Raw genomic sequence first — 16,540 nt, 5'->3', positions numbered from 1 at the left:
GAGTTCGACGGCCTTAATTAGATCACATTTTTACTTTAATTGGTATTATTATCGATATAAACATCAATACAGAAGCAACATGATTTGATTTTAGCCGTATCGCTTTATATTTACACAATCAGTATGCCTTTAGCCGAACACAACAAGGTGGTGGATAGGGAAACTGCTTAATCAAAACAAAGTTGAGGCGTTAAAGCGTAAAGATGAACTCGACAATGACAAGCATCATGCGAGGGTGCGTCGATTGCAAAATGGCGAAGAGCAGGCCAGCAGCCTTGATGAAATCAGCATTCGAGATAGGGGATTTAAGGATGAATTTATCTTGTTAGTCGTCTTCGTGCCGCTCATCTTGTCTTTCATTCCTAATTACGCGCCGTATGTCGAACAAGGCTTCAATGCGCTGCAGAACATCCCTAGCCCTTATTGGTTTGTAGTTGGCGCCGTTGTGGTCGATATGCTAGGCATGCGTGCCATGGTGCGATACCTACTTGAATACTACGCTTCTCGATGGAAAACGAAGTGATGGCGTATCTCGATGCGTTAATCATCGCTCTTATTACAGGTGGAGTCTCAAGCCTTGGCACGATTGCGGCTTTAAAAACAGACATCAATTGGATAAAGCGAGTGCAGCAAGACCAAGAGCAACGGATACGAAAACTGGAGATACCGAATGAAAGGACACAAGTGCAAAGGCCGCCGACCAAACGGCCAACTTAAGAAGGGCTACACGCTCAAAAATGGGCGAGTGGTTCGGGCGAACACCACACGAAAACGCTATAAGAAACGCCGATAATTGAAACTAGAATAGGCTGCTTTCGTAGGAAGTAGCCTTTTTTTAAGTAAATCTGCGTAGTGCAACTACAAACTTTCTAATTGGCTCTCTTTTTACATAACCCCATTGAACTTAAGGTATTTTGCCCATGTATCATTGATTAGGAATTATCATTTGAGGTTTGGTATTAATGAGTAGAGATTGGGAATCGGTTTTCTCAACTTGGGCAAAAGGCCCAAGTCAGACTGAGCAAACCAGAGCGGAAAACGCTGAACGACAAATTCGTAAAGCTATCCAAGCTAGTGAAAAACTTAAAAATAGAAACATCAAGGTCTTTACTCAAGGTTCATATCGTAATCGGGTTAACGTAAAACAAGATAGCGATGTTGATGTTGGGGTTGTTTGTTACGATTCGTACTTTCCAAATTACACCGATGATAATGTGAAAGTTGAACTTGCGAAAAGCTTTGTTCCTGCAAGCTATGAATATTCATCATTCAAAAATGAGCTTGAAGAAGCCTTAATCGCGCACTTTGGCAGAACATCAATTTCCCGAGGCAGCAAGTCTTTTGACATAAAAGAAAATAGTTATCGTGTGGAATCTGATGTTGCTGCTTTTTTTGAACATCGTAGATATACAGCTGTTAATCGTCACCTTTCTGGGGTTGAGATGATCCCTGATGATTTAAGCCCACCTAGTGTTATTAATTGGCCCGAACAACATTATGACAACGGAGTTCAAAAAAATACTGTTACGAATAGAAGATATAAAAGAGTTGTTAGAGTCCTCAAGACTCTATCAAATGAAATGTCGAAAAATGGTATTAAGTCGGCTAAAGAAGCACCTAGTTTTTTGATTGAATGCTTGGTGTTTAATGCTCCAAATTCAGCTTTCGAACACACTCAATATAAACCTATGGTTAGAGCAGTTTTAGCCAACCTTTTTAATGATACTCGTTCCGATGACAAGTGTTCGGAATGGGGTGAGGTTAGTGAGTTGAAATATTTGTTTAGAGGACCGCAACAGTGGACACGTTCTAGCGCCCATCAATTTTTAAGTGATGCCTGGGACTATATTGGATACGAATAATGCTGACTAGATTACATATCTCATCGTTTATTGGCTTAACTATTGCTGTATGGTTAGTTGCCTTGTGGTTCCAAGGTATGCCCGTTTTGAGTATAGAATTCTTGAAACCTTTTGGAATAGTAGTCGGCTCCATATCAGCCTTTGTAGCTTTGTTTAATAAGTACATGTGGTCATGGAAGCTGATCAACGGTTGGTACGTGAAGAGACCAGACTTGAGGGGAACGTGGAAAGTTGAAATGCAAAGTAACTGGGTGAATCCTGTTACCAATGAAACAATTCCGACAATCTATGGTTACGCCGTTGTTAGACAAACATTGACATCTTTAAGTTTACGTTTAATGACGGAAGAATCTAAATCTGTTCTTATTGCTCATAGCATTGAGCCTCAAGAAGATGGAGAATTGTTCAAATTTGTTGGTGTTTATAGAAATGAACCTAAGATTGAGCTTCAAGGGACTAGAAGCGAAATACATCATGGTTCATTTTCACTGGAAGTCCACGGTATGCCTGCCTATGCGCTAGAAGGGCATTATTGGACTGATCGCGGCACCAAAGGAAGCATCAAGTTTGTCGATAGAGCTCTCAAGTATTGTGACAATTATGAACAAGCTTCAAATGAGCTTCCGCACCAATAATCGCATTTAAGACAGATTCCTAACACTTGGTATTTTCAGTCTAAGGTTAGGTTTCGTCATCGTCTTTAAGGCGGTGTTGTTGAGTTGTAACCTACAACAAGATGAATAGCTTCTGATGATGCCGTAAATCATTTCTCTGTTGATACTGTATTGTTATAATAAGTCCAAATTTTTGATTTAAGGCGATTTTATGAAATATATAACGATTGACGGGGATGATGTAGGGCGGAAAATTACATCATTCTACCTCAACAATGATGAGGAAAACCTTTATCAAGTGAGCGCGTCATTAGTAAACGCTGCTGATCAGATTGCTCAATTGCTAATCGAGAATGGCTTTGAGATTGTTTTTTGTGCGGCTGATGGAGTGGTTGGTAAGTCAGGTAATTGCTTCGACAGCGCTAGATTATTTGAAAGGATACAAGGATTGCCTTCCAACACATTTACGTTTTCTGCTGGGGTGGGCTCTTCGCTGAAAGAAGCTTATGTAGCATTACTTGACGCTAAAAGTAGTGGTAAAAATAAACTATGCGATTATACGATTAAATAATAGAGAAAAACGTGTTTAAAATCATACAAGTTAGCACCTTGCTAAAGGTGTTGATCATAATGTCAACATTGCTAAGTGTTGGCGTATATACATTGATTAAGCAATATATTTTTCCTAGTTGGGATCTTTATAAAATAATCACAATATCTTCTTTTGTATCTACTTTTGTAATTTTCATTCTCTTAATCCCTTTTTGTGCTAGAAAAATTTGGGGACTATTGAAGTGGTTCAATGGCAGCTTATACCCCGACCTCAATGGTGAGTGGGTTGGTTGCGTTATGACTGAAACTGGTTTAGAAATTGATGTTCGTGCGGTTATTAGGCAAGGGCTTCTTCTGACTGAAATTGATATGCATGGGAAGGATGTAAAGTCAGTTACGTTAGAATGCACTCCAACCATGGAACAAGGCCAAAAGAAGTTATATTACGTTTATCGTTCAACCTCTCGGATAGTTGGTCGTACGCCTTATGATGGCTCAACCTTATTTGATGTTTTAGAAAATGAGCGTAGCTTGAGTCTATCAGGTAATTATTATACGGATAGAAAAACGGTTGGGCGTATTTATCTTACCCAAGTGTCGAAAAACAATAGAGTTGATGTGTCCTACTATTAAGTAATAAAGAGTGCCAGCTTTAGATTTTGCGATGTTCGGATAGATTTAGCGCGGTAATTTGACAACTTATTTAGGCATTTCTCTAAACGCTTTACCTTATGCTGCACTAAACTTGTAAGATTAAAAGTGATACAATTGTATCACTTTTAATCTTCTATTGGAGGCATCCTCATGAAAGTCGAGCTCGTTACTTCCCTTAAGCGTCAAGCGACCAAAATCCTTGCCGACCTACACGACACCAAAGAGCCCGTGTTGATCACCGAGCATGGCAAACCTTCTGCGTATTTGGTTGACGTCGATGACTATCAGTTTATGCAAAACCGCTTGGCTATCCTCGAAGGGATCGCACGCGGTGAGCGCGCCATTTCTGAAGGCAAGGCGCTGAGTCATGACGAAGCCAAAGACAAGATGTCAAAATGGCTGAAGTGATTTGGAGTGAACCCGCGCTATCGGATCTCAACGATATCGCGGAATACATTGCCCTTGAAAACCTAGTCGCGGCCAAACAGCTGGTTCAAAACATTTTCGACAAAATTGAACGCCTCAGCGACTTTCCCGAGTCTGGGCGTCTGCCTCCAGAGCTCGAGCACCTGAATTATCGCGAAGTCGTAGTGAATCCATGTCGGGTTTTCTACAAGCAAAAAGGTGACAAAGTGTACATCTTGTTTGTGATGCGCGCGGAGCGAGATTTACGTCGGTTTTTGCTGAGCAAACAGTAAAGCGGTTGTGCTACCTCTGATAGGCTGATGGCCTACATCGAAGAGGCTCCAAGCATGGCGAAAAAGAAAAAATCCCCCAATCCCAATGTATCACTAAACCTGTATCCTTATGGACAGAGGCTAAATTGGTCACCATTCGGCGGCATCGTGCCGAAGGGGCATTAAGATTCGGCGTATCGACTATCTCTCGGCAGCAAGTCATGTTTTTCGGGGATTGAGCAGGCTTAGCAAAGCGATGATTAAAATCGGCGACGAAGTAGGGAAGCCAGACGTTGGCTTGCTCGATGGTGTTGATGCCTTGTAAGCGCATCTCTTTAACCAGCCGGTCTTGCAACGTGAGATTGGCTCGCTCAACACGGCCTTTGGCTTGGGAGCTGTTGGCACAAATGAGTTCTATCGCCAGCTCTTTCAGCACGCGCCCGTATTGGGTTTGGCCAACTTGTTTGTGTTTCTCCTGATTCACTCGAAATATGGAGTGTTTGTCGCTGTAAAATGCGATGGGTTTACCGTGCGCATCGAGGTATTCACGCGTCGCTAACATGTAGTCAAACGCGGATTCCGTCTCGCTGAATCTTAGGTTCATCAAGCGGCCAGTCGCATCGTCAATGAACACCAATAGGCAGCATTTGTCGCTGCGACCTTCAAACCAGTCGTGATGGGAGCCGTCAATTTGGATAAGTTCACCCAAGCAATCACGACGGTAACGTGGCTGATATACTCGAGGTTTTCGTTTTGCATGTGGAAGCCACAGTCCGTCGGCGATCATCCATTGACGGAGTGTTTCTTTAGAGACTGATAGATTGTGCAGTTCAGTCAGTTTTTCCAGAGCGAACGTTGGTGAGAAGTCAGAGTAATGCTCACGAATAAGCTTCAGTATTTCAATTCTGAAATGTTCTGAGTGGCGTCGATTACTTGGGCGGCCACGCGCTGCGTGTGTAAGACTTTGCGCGCCAAGAGAGACAAGTTGGTTCACCAAACGCCGGATATGACGCGCAGATAGATTCAAAATGACAGCAGCGTCAACTTGGCGTAGTCGTTTTTCACGTACGTCAGTCAGAACCTTAAATCGATAAATATCTTTTTCACTCATAGTAATAAGCATCCGGATAACTCCTAAGCAGACCAATATAGGTAAGCTTAGGAGGACATTTTAAAATGGCTCAAACCGGACATTACTAAATTGCTCTAACAATCACACTGCGTATTATGTATATTATGTTAAATCGGGGTTTAGTGTTTATAAGGCAGGTATCTTTGTGTGATGCCCTGCCTCTTGTTTGACTACCAAACTGACATTCTATTTAACAGTAAGTCTATTTACCATAAAATACCTAATAAACATATTTCCTAATCTTCGATTAAGAATACGTTTATTAGACTTCAAGCATTAATCTATCAATTGCTTCAATGATCTCTTTGGTTCTTACAGGTTTGGTAATGAAATCATTCATACCGACATCTAAACAAGAAACTTTATCTTCTACTGATGTGTGTGCCGTTAGCGCGACGATTGGTGTTTTGATGTTTGCGTCTCTCATATATTTGGTTGTGGTTATTCCGTCCATAACTGGCATCGACACATCCATCAAGATAATGTCTATCGGATCATTACCTCTTTCTACAAAGCCAATCGCTTCTTCACCGTTGCTTGCGATGAAAACTTCGTGGCCTTGCCGCGCAAGGATCAATTGAATCACCATCTGATTTGTTGGGTTGTCTTCAACAACTAACACTGAATAACGGGTTCTTGGAACTTGCGAGTATTTATCTTCTGCAGCATGCTCTTGATTGTTCGTAACTCTCGTTAGAACTGGTAACCGCACTTCAAATTTCGAACCTTTTCCTGGCTCACTCTCGACCGATATACGCCCGCGCATCAGTTCTACTAGTCGTTTTGTTATTGCTAAACCTAAGCCAGTGCCACCAAACCTACGTGTGATTGTGCTATCGGCTTGCACGAACGGACTGAATAATGACGAAAGTTGCTGTGAGCTGATGCCAATTCCGGTGTCTTCTACGCTAATACGGAATGAACTGTGCTGGTATGTAATAGAAACATGTACATGCCCGTGTTCAGTGAACTTTATTGCGTTACCAATGAGATTAAAAAGGATCTGTGCTAAGCGACTTGGGTCGATGTAATGTAGTTCACCTTCTGGAATGTCGCTAGTTAGGGTTAACGACAACCCTTTATCGTCTGCTATCTTCTTTTGTTCAGATAAAACAAAAGTTACAGTGTCTCTTGCGTTGCTCCATTGAGGAGCCAACGAGAAGCATCCAGATTCAATCTTTGAAAAGTCCAATACATCACTGATGATCGCCAATAGGAGTTCAGATGATGTACTCATATTTAACAATATAGACTGTTGTTCATCATTCAGCGGTGTGGACTTTAGCGTGTCGATTAAGCCTATGGTGGCGTTTAGCGGCGTTCTTAACTCATGACTCATCATTGCTAAGAATTCAGATTTGGCTTTGTTGGCTCTTTCTGCGTCTTTTCTTGCTGCTACGAGTTCTGCTGTACGTTCTCGGACTGTCGCTTCAAGTTTTTCTTTGTTTTCAATATCGAAAACAGCACGCTCAATCAGCGGTCGAAATCGGTTTAGAGTGGCTTTGGTTTCAATACTAAAGTGTTTGGTATTGGAATGGATAAAGATGATAACGGATTGTGTTAGCCCGCTATCAATACCAGTAATCAGTACGGAGTTAATTTGGTCTAGGATAATGGGATGCAAAGTGCTGAATTCACCCAGAGATTTGGGTTCAAAAAGAATGGCACATTCTCCATTAATGACTCGCGATAGCTTGCCACAATCTGTCCAATTCATTTGTTCGAATACTTTGTTATTGGTTAACAGGGTTTTGAAACTACCTTCATTCCCTACTCTTGATACCACAATAAAATCATCAAACTTTATGTATTTTTTGAGTGCGAATTCGAGACTAGAAAATATTTCAGATATGTTACTCGCCTTACTGATCGCAGAGATAGTCGATAGGATCACCCTATTCTCTTCAGCTAATTTACGTTCACGGACCTTTAGTTTTTGGAGTTCAATACGAGCTTCTTGCAGCGCTTCCTGGTCTTCAGTATCCATTACTTTTTCAGCCTATAAAACGTTGCAGACGATACCATCAAATTTCCGTGCGCATTCTCACCACCAGAGAGTCTGCCTTGCTCACCAAACGTAAATGGACATATGTATGGAAGCCCACCAAGTGCGTGATTGATTTGGTCACAAACCTCATCCATATCTTGTTTTAGGTGCAGCATTGGTCCTGCACAGAATATGTTGATCGCCCCTAATTTTTCTTCAAGATCCATATCATTATAGTAAGACGAATGAATGATGTTAGCGGCACGGCTGATAAGTTGTTGCTTAGAGCCTTGCATCAAATAGATGGTGTCACCTTCATTGATATCAGTGAACAACTCGATACCGTTACACTCAGTTTCTCTGATCGAATGCGATAACTTGAAATATGGGTAGTCGTAAGAAGAGCCGACCTTTCGGCCTAATGGATAAACTGTCGACTTTTCAAAAATATACCCATCATCACTGCCACCTAAATGAAAATCAGTCCATTCATTATAAACGGTGGTCGCAGGCCTATGGTCGATCTCTAACAATATTCGATTTCTTACTTTGGTGACGGTGCCTGAATACTGGGTGGGTGTATGACCGGCGCTAAAAGATGAATAGATGGATTGTGACGCAAAAAACACCGTTAAAGAGACGCCATTAATAGCAAGAGCTTCTTCGGTAAAGATACTCCAATTTCCAGACACTTGATTGTCTGCTGCGCTTCCACCAATAATCGGCACCTCTGTGCCAAATTTGTTATCGATAGCCGCCATCACCTTCTCTTCATTACCTGGGGTGGAATGGAGCAAGATAAGATCGGGTATTTCACCTTCTCGGTTGGCGTTCTTTAATGCTTTATCGATGGCGCTGAACGTACTACGTTCTATGGAATCGCCAAAGTGACAGATGCCGGTACCGTAGGCATTGATCCCGGAATCATAGATGATGAGTATCCCAATCACAGGGCCTGAATGGAACCCTGTTTCGGTCATAATACCGTGACAAGTGGTGCAGCCATGTATTGGTGTATTCGGGAGCGCATCTACGAAATATCTCTGCACAGCAAGTGTGGAGTACTCTTCGGTGCAGTAGCAGATAAGACAGGCAATATCGACAGGGTTTGCCACCCCACTGAGCAGCTCATCTACTGCGATTTTAGCGTCTAGGGAATAAGAGACTTTTGATAGAAATTTCATAGATCTCGGAAGATTTTATTAATGCTCTCTTTATAACACTTTTATACAATCTATTTCACTGACTTAGTACATATTTCTATCAAAAGAATTGAGGCGAGACTAACTTGTTACTGTGTTATTCCTTAGAAAGGTTTACAGAAAATGTGGCTATCTGTTGTGGAAATGTAACTGTTATTGAGGAGGTCTTATCATTAGTTTGTAACAGCCAATTCGATGGCCCTTTTTCTTCTAGAATTCCACTCTCATTGTAGCTAATGATAAATTTGCCAGTTTTAGATGTTTCGATTGAATACCCTGATCTATCGCCCGAAATTAAAACATTATGATTATCAATACCAAATTCACACGGTTTTGAAATTATACAGCTTACTGTTTCGTGATTATCGTATGTTACTGTTCTCCAAGTAAATGCCGCTATTAAAATAACCAACATGACGATAATTTGAACAAGCCTGCCTTTTGTTAGCTTTTGTGCCGCCATTATAATCTTTACTCCTTGTTACAAAGTTCAAAGTTTTTAAATAAAAATCCAATTCCAGACCAAGCGTAAGGTTACTACTCTGTCATTGATTTGTTAATTCAAGTATAGTGTCGCGTTGAAAATGCCACTTTTTTTTAAAATCAGCAAGTGGAAATAAAGCTCTGAATAGGCTGAATTTCCTTTTCTAATTTGGGTGGCATTACGACGTGAGTCGTGTTGGAAGTAAAGTGTAGTAAATAAGAAATTGGAAGCATGCAAATGAGCCAAGAAAAGCAGCTTGAACAAAACTACAACTATACGGTCGTCCGTCAATTTACCCTCGTTACAATTTTGTGGGGTATTGTCGGTATGGGCGTTGGTGTTTTGATTGCCGCTCAATTAGTTTGGCCACAGCTAAACTTTGATACGCCGTGGCTGACGTACAGTCGTTTACGTCCCCTGCATACTAATGCGGTTATTTTTGCGTTCGGTACAAGTGCGCTGTTTGCAACATCATATTATGTTGTGCAACGTACCTGTCAGACGCGTCTCTTTGGTGGCCCTCTCGTAGCCTTTACCTTTTGGGGTTGGCAAGCGATTATCCTGTCCGCTGCAATTACTTTACCGTTGGGTTTAACCTCTGGTAAAGAATACGCAGAACTTGAATGGCCAATCGATATTGCTATTACTCTTGTGTGGGTAGCTTATGCGGTCGTGTTCTTCGGAACCATGATTAAGCGTAAGACATCGCACATTTATGTAGCTAACTGGTTCTTCGGAGCCTTCATCATCACGGTTGCCGTGTTGCACATCGTTAACAGCCTGGCTGTTCCTGTATCTGCGTTTAAATCGTACTCGATTTATTCCGGTGCGATCGATGCAATGGTGCAATGGTGGTACGGACACAATGCGGTAGGCTTCCTATTGACAGCTGGTTTCCTAGGTATGATGTATTACTTCGTTCCTAAACAAGCTGGTCGCCCTGTTTACTCTTACCGTTTGTCGATTGTTCACTTCTGGGCTCTTGTGTCTCTGTATATTTGGGCTGGTCCTCACCACCTACACTACACAGCACTTCCAGACTGGACTCAGTCTCTAGGTATGGTTATGTCTTTGGTTCTGTTTGCTCCATCTTGGGGTGGCATGATCAACGGTATTATGACTCTATCTGGTGCGTGGCATAAGCTACGCTACGACCCTATCCTACGTTTCCTAATCGTTTCTCTATCATTCTACGGCATGTCGACTTTCGAAGGCCCAATGATGGCAATCAAAACGGTTAACGCACTGTCTCACTACACGGACTGGACTATCGGTCACGTTCACTCTGGTGCGCTAGGTTGGGTTGCGATGGTTTCTATCGGTTCGGTTTACCACTTAGTTCCTAAACTATTTGGTCAAGAGCGTATGTACTCTGTATCTCTAATCAATGTTCACTTCTGGTTAGCAACGATTGGTACGGTTTTCTACATTGTTGCAATGTGGATCTCTGGTGTGATGCAAGGCCTGATGTGGCGTGCGGTTAACTCTGACGGTACATTAACTTACAGCTTCGTTGAATCTGTAGAAGCATCTTACCCGTTCTACTTTGTACGTTTCTTAGGGGGCTTCATCTTCCTATCTGGTATGTTCTTAATGGCATACAACACGTACAAAACTGTTTCTGCACCTAAAGATAGCCTTAAAGCTATCCCTCAACCGGCTTAAGGAGATTTAGAATGAGCTCAAATTCAAATAATCGCCATGAGTTGGTAGAGAAGAACGTTGGCCTACTGGCGATCTTGATCGTTATTGCTATCAGTTTTGGTGCTTTAGTAGAAATTACCCCTCTTATTTTCCAAAAGCAGACGACTGAACCTGTAGAAAACCTACGCGTTTACTCTGCTCTGGAAATGGAAGGTCGTGATATTTATATCCGCGAAGGTTGTAACGTATGTCACAGCCAAATGATTCGTCCTTTCCGCTCTGAAACTGAACGTTACGGTCACTACTCTGTAGCTGGCGAAAGCGTTTGGGAACACCCATTCCTATGGGGTTCTAAGCGTACTGGTCCTGATCTAGCGCGTGTTGGTGATCGTTACTCTGATGAGTGGCACCGTGTTCACCTTATCGACCCTCGTGAACTTGTTCCTGAATCAAACATGCCTGGTTTCCCATGGCTTGCTGAAAATGTACTTGATGGCAAATTGACTCAACAGAAGCTTGAACTCTTCCGTAATCAGTTTGGTGTTCCTTACACAGACGAACAAATTGCTAACGCTAAACAAGATGTTGAAGGAAAAACAGAGATGGATGCAATCATCGCTTACCTTCAATCGCTTGGCCACGCAATGAAATAAGGAATAATTATGGACGTTATTACATTTCAAAGTGTTTGGACCGTTACTGTTTTTGCTTGCTTCATCGGCATCGTTTGGTGGGCATACGGCAAGAATCGTAAATCACGTTTCGACGAAGATGCGAACCTAGTGTTTGCAGACGACGAGCCGGCAACAAGTTCTAAAAATCAAGGAGTGACAAAGTAATGAGTACATTCTGGAGTATCTGGGTTAGTGCGATTACGATTGGTACCCTAATTGGTTGTGCTGTCTTGCTTCGTTGGTGTTTTAAAGATCGAACTGGCGTAGAAGAAGGTCATGATATGGGCCATGAATACGATGGTATTCGTGAGCTTAACAACCCACTACCAAAATGGTGGACATACCTTTTCATCAGTACGATTGTGTTTGCAGCGGTTTACCTTGCTCTTTACCCAGGCCTTGGCAACTTTAAAGGTCTACTAGGTTGGACAAGTTCAAACCAAGAAGTTCGTAGTATTGAAGAGTCTCGTTCTTCAATTGCTGCAGCTCAAGCGAACAAACAGTTAGACGAGTACGCGAAAGAGCTTGATGACGCAAACACCTACTTTGGTGAAGCATTCAAAAAGCTAGCTCACGACGAAAATGGTTTACGTTCTGTCCCTGACATTGCATCAGATGCTGACGCAATTAAAGTGGGCCAACGTTTATTCTTGCAAAACTGTTCTCAGTGTCACGGCTCTGATGCTCGTGGTCAAAAAGGTTTTCCTAACCTAACTGATGACGCGTGGCTATATGGTGGTGAACCACAAGCTATCGTGACAACAATCATGCATGGTCGTGTTGGCCAAATGCCTGGCTGGAAAGATGCACTTGGTGAGCAAGGCGTTAAAGAAGTGGTTAGCTACACGCTTAGCCTTTCTGGACGTAGTGTGAATGCTCGTGAAGCTGAAGCAGGTAAAGCACGCTTTGTTGTATGTGCTGCATGTCACGGTACAGACGGTAAAGGTAACCCTGCTGTAGGTGCACCTGACCTGACCGACCGCGATTGGTTGTTTGGCGATTCTCGCGCTGCTGTGACGGAAACAGTAATGTACGGACGCTCTGGCGTTATGCCTGCTTGGAAAGACATTCTAGGCGAGGATAAAGTACAACTGGTTTCATCATACGTGTGGAGCTTAAGCAACTCAGATAATAAGTAACATTTCAATAACAGCCTCTTTCTAAGAGGCTGTCTTTCCTTTATTTTATAACCCCTTCTTTTTATTCTTTTTTGAGATCTTTTTTATGGTAAAGCCTTGGTATAAACAGTTTTGGCCGTGGTTCTTAATCGCGTTGCCAGCGACAGTAGTTATTTGGACCATCATGACGGTTATTGTGTTCACACAGAACTCTGTAGACTTAGTGACTGAGGATTACTATAAAAAAGGAAAAGGCATTAATGTCGACATTTCAAAAGTAAATATTGCAAAGGAACTCGGCCTTTCAGCTTCAGTTAATGAGAAAGGTAACTCCGTTATCATTACTCTTGAGAAAGGTAAACTTGATCATTTCCCTGCGATTAACGCAATGTTTGTTCACAGAACGCTGCCTGACCGCGATTTCACTCAACTACTGACAGCAGATGCGAAAGGCAACTACACCATGACTTTGGATCACGAAATGCAAGGACCATGGTTTATTGAGCTTTCTCCGCATGATTCTGAATGGTTAGTGCAAGGTCGCATGAACTTCCCTATTGATACTCCTACTCAACTAACGAACTAAAGCTTATGTGTGAATCCTGTTATCACTGCGGTGAAGATGTACCAGCGGAAACGGATTTTAAAGTGGAAATTTTAGGATCGGTTCGTCCGATGTGTTGTCCGGGTTGCGAAACCGTAGCCCAGACAATCATAGATAGCGGTTTGGTCTCTTATTACCAATACCGTACTGCCCCGGCTGAAAAAGCCGACTTGGTGCCAGAGCAACTTCTGGCTCTTAGCCATTATGACAATGAAGATGTTCAACTTGAGTTCGTTCGTAACTCTGAAAACACCTCTGAGGTGACATTGTCACTAGAAGGCGTCTCTTGTGCGGCTTGTGCCTGGCTTATTGAGAAGCAAGTTTCTTCAAAGCTTGGCGTTGTGAGTATTCGTGTTAATACCACGACCAACCGTGCTCTGCTCAGTTGGGACAACACTCAGGTCAAACTGAGCGAATTGCTATCCGCGATTCATAGGTTGGGCTACAAAGCTGCACCATTCGAGGCTGATCAACAAGAAGCCGCTTATCATCGTTCGATGAAGAACTACCTTTATCGTCTTGGTGTAGCTGGGCTAGCAACCATGCAGGTCATGATGCTGGCTGTGGCGCTTTATCTTGAAGTCTTTGGTAACCTAGAGCCCGAATTCAAAAGCTACTTCCGTTGGGTGAGCTTAATCTTTGCAACACCGGTTCTGCTCTACTCTGCATTACCTTTCTATATTAACGCCTGGCGTAGTATCAAAGGCCGAACATTGGGTATGGATGTACCCGTGTCGATAGCTTTGTTGTTTGCCTACGTTGCAAGTTTGGTGGCGACGGTAACCGAAAAAGGCGAAGTGTTCTTTGAATCTATCTCGATGTTCACCTTCTTCCTATTACTGGGGCGTTTCCTTGAAATGCGCGCTCGTCGTAAAGCAGCCGCCGCGAGTGGTAACCTGCTTAAGCTGGTTCCAGCTATGGCGACAACATTAGACGGTGAACAAGTCCCAGTTAAAACATTGAAAGTCGGCGATCAGATTCGGGTTCTACCCGGTGAACATATCCCTGCGGATGGTAAAGTACTGTCTGGTAGAGTTCATATTGATGAATCGATGCTGACTGGCGAATCGATTCATGTGGTTAAGAATGAAGGCGATACCGTCTTTGCTGGTACATTGAATGGTGATGAATCGTTTGAATTGGAAGTGATGACCTCAAAAGCGGATTCAGTGATTTCCAATATCGTTCGTCTACAAGATGAAGCGCAGCTATCAAAACCACGCATCGCTGAAATCGCCGATGTGGTGGCTCGATACTTTGTCGCAGTTATCTTAATTATCTCATTTGGTACTTGGTTCTACTGGCATCAAACTAGACCAGAAGATGCTTTCTGGATCATGCTTTCAGTATTAGTGGCGACCTGCCCTTGTGCTCTCTCGCTTGCAACGCCAACCGCGATTACGTGTTCAACCTCTCGTATGGGTAACTTCGGCATCTTGCTGCGCAAAGGCCATGTGTTTGAAACCTTGTGTAAAGTGAATCACTTGATCATAGATAAAACAGGTACATTGACCGAGGGTGATATTCGTATCAGCCAAGTCGAAACCTTCGCCGAACTTGATAAATACACCTGTTTGAAAGTAGCGGCGAGCCTAGAGCAACATGCTAACCACCCTATTGCGAAAGCGTTCAAAACTCATACTTCAGATGATATCGAAGTCGAGTCGGTGAACAACGTGATTGGTTCGGGCATTACAGGCGAGTGGAATGGGCAAGAAGTGGCGATTGGTAGTAGTGAGTTCATTCTAGGTGAAGCTCAGCCGTCCGAAAGCAATGGTATTTACTTGTCGATGTCTGGTCGACATATCGCAACATTCACTTATGAAGACCCTATTCGTAAAGAAAGTATCGAGTTCATTAAGCAATTCAAAGAAGCGGGAATCAAAACCACGCTGCTGACTGGCGATTCTTTAATTAACGCGAAACCTGTTGCTGAAGAGATCGGCATTACTGACATTGTTGCTAACGCAAAGCCGGAAGACAAACTGGCGTATCTGAACTCTAGAGACGCAAGTGATATCACCATGATGGTTGGTGACGGTATTAACGATGCGCCTATTCTTGCAGGTGCACACCTTTCGGTTGCGATGGGTGGCGGTACCGACGTGGCAAAAGCCTCAGCGGATATGGTGTTATTGGGTGATAAACTCGATAGATTACTTAAATCTCGTACATTGGCGCTTAAAACGCGTAAGATAATCCGTGAAAACTTAGCGTGGTCGTTGGGGTATAACTTACTTATTCTTCCATTGGCCGTTGCTGGTTTGGTTGCTCCATACATTGCTGTTGTTGGCATGTCTGCTAGCTCTATTATTGTTGTGTCTAACTCGTTAAGGCTTTTAAAAGAGCAAGGTAAATAATGGAAAGTTTATACATACTTATTCCAATTGCGATCGTACTTGTGTGCATCGCTGTCGGTATCTTTCTATGGGCCGTTAAGAGCGAACAGTTTGAAGACCTTGAGCGTCAAGGCCACAATATTCTGTTTGATGAAGACACTAATGCTCATCATCATTCTGAGAGTAAACCGGTTAAGACCGAGCAAGCTAACGTAGAAAACCAAACTAACTTAGACAAAAAGAACGATGACGCCTGATTGGATCGGAGCCTTTGTTGTTGGGTTGATTGGCGCAGGTCACTGCATGGGAATGTGTGGTGGCATTGCATCGCTGCTTTCAATTGGCAACAGTAAACCTTCCCCTGTCATTCCCCTGCTTTATAACCTAGGACGCTTACTAAGCTACGCCGTGATTGGCGGTGTTATTGGTGGTGCAATCTCATCGATAGGTCAGTTGAGCGATCTCAATGCTTTGCTAGGTTGGCTGCGGTTATTTGCTGCTGGCTTTATGATCGTCTTGGGTTTGTATATCGGTAAGTGGTGGTTCGGCTTGTTGTTCTTTGAAAAGGTTGGACAGAAGCTATGGCGCTACATCTCTCCTTTAGGTAAATCATTTCTACCCTTAAAGCACCCTAGCCACGCTCTACCATTTGGTTTCATTTGGGGCTGGTTACCATGTGGCCTTGTTTATTCTATGTTGACTTGGGCAGCCGTATCAGGAAGTTGGTATAACGGAGCGGGTATCATGCTTGCTTTCGGTTTAGGAACCCTTCCTGCGATGCTCACGGTTGGAATGGGTGCAAATTTCCTCATAAAACTGCAACAAGCTGACTTATTTCGCCAGTTTGGTGCAATTTTAATCCTCATTTACGGCTTGTATACCGGTTATATGGCGCTACAGCTTATTATTTATACCGTATAGTGGCGTCTTTAATCCGGTTTTTTTACTACCCTTTAGGATTAAGGAATGCTAAAATATTGACGTATATCAAATAGTG

General features: G+C 42.9%; 19 protein-coding genes and 1 pseudogene. 16 read left to right on the top strand and 4 right to left on the bottom strand.

From position 1 onward, the window contains the following. The first annotated feature begins 154 nt into the window (after window positions 1–154). From K08M4_RS07725 to K08M4_RS07690, 8 genes are all read left to right on the top strand, one after another. Complete coding sequence (locus K08M4_RS07725; protein ID WP_086049462.1) at window positions 155–523, top strand: hypothetical protein; 369 nt, start codon at window positions 155–157, stop codon at window positions 521–523. After that, entirely contained in the window at window positions 523–717 is a 195-nt protein-coding gene (locus K08M4_RS22465; RefSeq protein ID WP_086049461.1) for a hypothetical protein, read from the top strand. The genes K08M4_RS07725 and K08M4_RS22465 overlap by 1 nt, the downstream gene beginning before the upstream one ends. 245 nt (window positions 718–962) lie before the next feature. Further along, window positions 963–1,862 carry a nucleotidyltransferase domain-containing protein gene (locus K08M4_RS07715; protein WP_086049460.1) on the top strand — a complete coding sequence of 300 codons (900 nt, stop codon included), beginning with the start codon at window positions 963–965 and terminating at the stop codon, window positions 1,860–1,862. Next, window positions 1,862–2,497, top strand: a complete 636-nt coding sequence (locus K08M4_RS07710) for a Cap15 family cyclic dinucleotide receptor domain-containing protein (RefSeq protein ID WP_086049459.1) — start codon at window positions 1,862–1,864, stop codon at window positions 2,495–2,497. Before K08M4_RS07715 ends, K08M4_RS07710 begins: the two co-directional genes overlap by 1 nt. 190 nt (window positions 2,498–2,687) lie before the next feature. After that, window positions 2,688–3,047, top strand: a complete 360-nt coding sequence (locus K08M4_RS07705) for a mCpol domain-containing protein (protein WP_086049458.1) — start codon at window positions 2,688–2,690, stop codon at window positions 3,045–3,047. 59 nt (window positions 3,048–3,106) lie between these two features. Beyond that, a complete protein-coding gene (locus K08M4_RS07700) occupies window positions 3,107–3,661 on the top strand; it encodes a Cap15 family cyclic dinucleotide receptor domain-containing protein (RefSeq protein ID WP_232460231.1) in 555 nt (184 codons plus the stop codon). A gap of 171 nt (window positions 3,662–3,832) precedes the next feature. After that, window positions 3,833–4,090, top strand: coding sequence for a type II toxin-antitoxin system Phd/YefM family antitoxin (locus tag K08M4_RS07695; protein ID WP_016787072.1), 258 nt, complete (start codon window positions 3,833–3,835; stop codon window positions 4,088–4,090). Continuing rightward, entirely contained in the window at window positions 4,078–4,380 is a 303-nt protein-coding gene (locus K08M4_RS07690) for a type II toxin-antitoxin system RelE/ParE family toxin (protein ID WP_086049456.1), read from the top strand. Before K08M4_RS07695 ends, K08M4_RS07690 begins: the two co-directional genes overlap by 13 nt. Window positions 4,381–4,546: 166 nt before the next feature. Here the strand turns inward: K08M4_RS07690 and K08M4_RS07685 are convergent. The 4 genes and pseudogenes from K08M4_RS07685 to K08M4_RS07670 form a co-directional block, all read right to left on the bottom strand. Beyond that, window positions 4,547–5,470 (bottom strand): annotated as a pseudogene (locus tag K08M4_RS07685) (ISNCY family transposase); the annotation flags it as partial. A gap of 283 nt (window positions 5,471–5,753) precedes the next feature. Beyond that, window positions 5,754–7,478 (bottom strand): ATP-binding protein, encoded by a 1,725-nt coding sequence (locus K08M4_RS07680; protein WP_086049455.1) that lies wholly within the window; start codon window positions 7,476–7,478, stop codon window positions 5,754–5,756. Next, on the bottom strand, window positions 7,478–8,662 hold the full coding sequence (locus tag K08M4_RS07675; protein WP_086049454.1) for an FIST signal transduction protein: 1,185 nt from the start codon (window positions 8,660–8,662) through the stop codon (window positions 7,478–7,480). The genes K08M4_RS07680 and K08M4_RS07675 overlap by 1 nt, the downstream gene beginning before the upstream one ends. A 115-nt stretch (window positions 8,663–8,777) precedes the next feature. Further along, a complete protein-coding gene (locus K08M4_RS07670) occupies window positions 8,778–9,143 on the bottom strand; it encodes a hypothetical protein (RefSeq protein WP_086049453.1) in 366 nt (121 codons plus the stop codon). A gap of 252 nt (window positions 9,144–9,395) precedes the next feature. Between K08M4_RS07670 and ccoN the strand changes: the two genes are divergently transcribed. The 8 genes from ccoN to K08M4_RS07630 all read left to right on the top strand — a co-directional run bounded on the left by ccoN (window position 9,396) and on the right by K08M4_RS07630 (window position 16,464). Continuing rightward, the gene (ccoN, locus tag K08M4_RS07665) at window positions 9,396–10,829 is read left to right on the top strand and encodes a cytochrome-c oxidase, cbb3-type subunit I (RefSeq protein ID WP_009846707.1); all 1,434 of its coding nucleotides are present in this window, start codon (window positions 9,396–9,398) and stop codon (window positions 10,827–10,829) included. Window positions 10,830–10,840: 11 nt separating this feature from the next. After that, window positions 10,841–11,461, top strand: coding sequence for a cytochrome-c oxidase, cbb3-type subunit II (gene ccoO / locus K08M4_RS07660; RefSeq protein WP_004742292.1), 621 nt, complete (start codon window positions 10,841–10,843; stop codon window positions 11,459–11,461). Window positions 11,462–11,470: 9 nt separating this feature from the next. Continuing rightward, entirely contained in the window at window positions 11,471–11,647 is a 177-nt protein-coding gene (locus K08M4_RS07655) for a cbb3-type cytochrome oxidase subunit 3 (RefSeq protein WP_086049452.1), read from the top strand. Beyond that, window positions 11,647–12,621, top strand: a complete 975-nt coding sequence (gene ccoP / locus K08M4_RS07650; RefSeq protein WP_086049451.1) for a cytochrome-c oxidase, cbb3-type subunit III — start codon at window positions 11,647–11,649, stop codon at window positions 12,619–12,621. Before K08M4_RS07655 ends, ccoP begins: the two co-directional genes overlap by 1 nt. A gap of 85 nt (window positions 12,622–12,706) precedes the next feature. Further along, window positions 12,707–13,186, top strand: a complete 480-nt coding sequence (locus K08M4_RS07645; RefSeq protein ID WP_009846710.1) for a FixH family protein — start codon at window positions 12,707–12,709, stop codon at window positions 13,184–13,186. 5 nt (window positions 13,187–13,191) lie between these two features. Further along, window positions 13,192–15,564 carry a heavy metal translocating P-type ATPase gene (locus K08M4_RS07640; RefSeq protein WP_086049450.1) on the top strand — a complete coding sequence of 791 codons (2,373 nt, stop codon included), beginning with the start codon at window positions 13,192–13,194 and terminating at the stop codon, window positions 15,562–15,564. Next, window positions 15,564–15,800 carry a cbb3-type cytochrome oxidase assembly protein CcoS gene (gene ccoS / locus K08M4_RS07635; protein WP_086049449.1) on the top strand — a complete coding sequence of 79 codons (237 nt, stop codon included), beginning with the start codon at window positions 15,564–15,566 and terminating at the stop codon, window positions 15,798–15,800. The genes K08M4_RS07640 and ccoS overlap by 1 nt, the downstream gene beginning before the upstream one ends. Beyond that, a complete protein-coding gene (locus K08M4_RS07630) occupies window positions 15,790–16,464 on the top strand; it encodes a sulfite exporter TauE/SafE family protein (protein WP_086049448.1) in 675 nt (224 codons plus the stop codon). Before ccoS ends, K08M4_RS07630 begins: the two co-directional genes overlap by 11 nt. Window positions 16,465–16,540: the final 76 nt, after the last annotated feature.

It is taken from the genome of Vibrio syngnathi (assembly GCF_002119525.1).
Taxonomy (GTDB): Bacteria; Pseudomonadota; Gammaproteobacteria; order Enterobacterales; family Vibrionaceae; genus Vibrio; species Vibrio syngnathi.
The sequence above is the reverse complement of the archived record's forward strand: the minus strand, read 5'-3'. Positions and strand labels throughout refer to the sequence as shown.

Bases quoted from the DNA above. Each gene is read 5' to 3' on its own strand.
- K08M4_RS22465 (WP_086049461.1), top strand. From the start codon at position 523: ATGGCGTATCTCGATGCGTTAATCATCGCTCTTATTACAGGTGGAGTC.
- K08M4_RS07715 (WP_086049460.1), top strand. From the start codon at position 963: ATGAGTAGAGATTGGGAATCGGTTTTCTCAACTTGGGCAAAAGGCCCA.
- K08M4_RS07710 (WP_086049459.1), top strand. From the start codon at position 1,862: ATGCTGACTAGATTACATATCTCATCGTTTATTGGCTTAACTATTGCT.
- K08M4_RS07705 (WP_086049458.1), top strand. From the start codon at position 2,688: ATGAAATATATAACGATTGACGGGGATGATGTAGGGCGGAAAATTACA.
- K08M4_RS07700 (WP_232460231.1), top strand. From the start codon at position 3,107: ATGTCAACATTGCTAAGTGTTGGCGTATATACATTGATTAAGCAATAT.
- K08M4_RS07695 (WP_016787072.1), top strand. From the start codon at position 3,833: ATGAAAGTCGAGCTCGTTACTTCCCTTAAGCGTCAAGCGACCAAAATC.
- K08M4_RS07690 (WP_086049456.1), top strand. From the start codon at position 4,078: ATGGCTGAAGTGATTTGGAGTGAACCCGCGCTATCGGATCTCAACGAT.
- K08M4_RS07680 (WP_086049455.1), bottom strand. From the start codon at position 7,478: ATGGATACTGAAGACCAGGAAGCGCTGCAAGAAGCTCGTATTGAACTC.
- K08M4_RS07675 (WP_086049454.1), bottom strand. From the start codon at position 8,662: ATGAAATTTCTATCAAAAGTCTCTTATTCCCTAGACGCTAAAATCGCA.
- K08M4_RS07670 (WP_086049453.1), bottom strand. From the start codon at position 9,143: ATGGCGGCACAAAAGCTAACAAAAGGCAGGCTTGTTCAAATTATCGTC.
- ccoN (WP_009846707.1), top strand. From the start codon at position 9,396: ATGCAAATGAGCCAAGAAAAGCAGCTTGAACAAAACTACAACTATACG.
- ccoO (WP_004742292.1), top strand. From the start codon at position 10,841: ATGAGCTCAAATTCAAATAATCGCCATGAGTTGGTAGAGAAGAACGTT.
- K08M4_RS07655 (WP_086049452.1), top strand. From the start codon at position 11,471: ATGGACGTTATTACATTTCAAAGTGTTTGGACCGTTACTGTTTTTGCT.
- ccoP (WP_086049451.1), top strand. From the start codon at position 11,647: ATGAGTACATTCTGGAGTATCTGGGTTAGTGCGATTACGATTGGTACC.
- K08M4_RS07645 (WP_009846710.1), top strand. From the start codon at position 12,707: ATGGTAAAGCCTTGGTATAAACAGTTTTGGCCGTGGTTCTTAATCGCG.
- K08M4_RS07640 (WP_086049450.1), top strand. From the start codon at position 13,192: ATGTGTGAATCCTGTTATCACTGCGGTGAAGATGTACCAGCGGAAACG.
- ccoS (WP_086049449.1), top strand. From the start codon at position 15,564: ATGGAAAGTTTATACATACTTATTCCAATTGCGATCGTACTTGTGTGC.
- K08M4_RS07630 (WP_086049448.1), top strand. From the start codon at position 15,790: ATGACGCCTGATTGGATCGGAGCCTTTGTTGTTGGGTTGATTGGCGCA.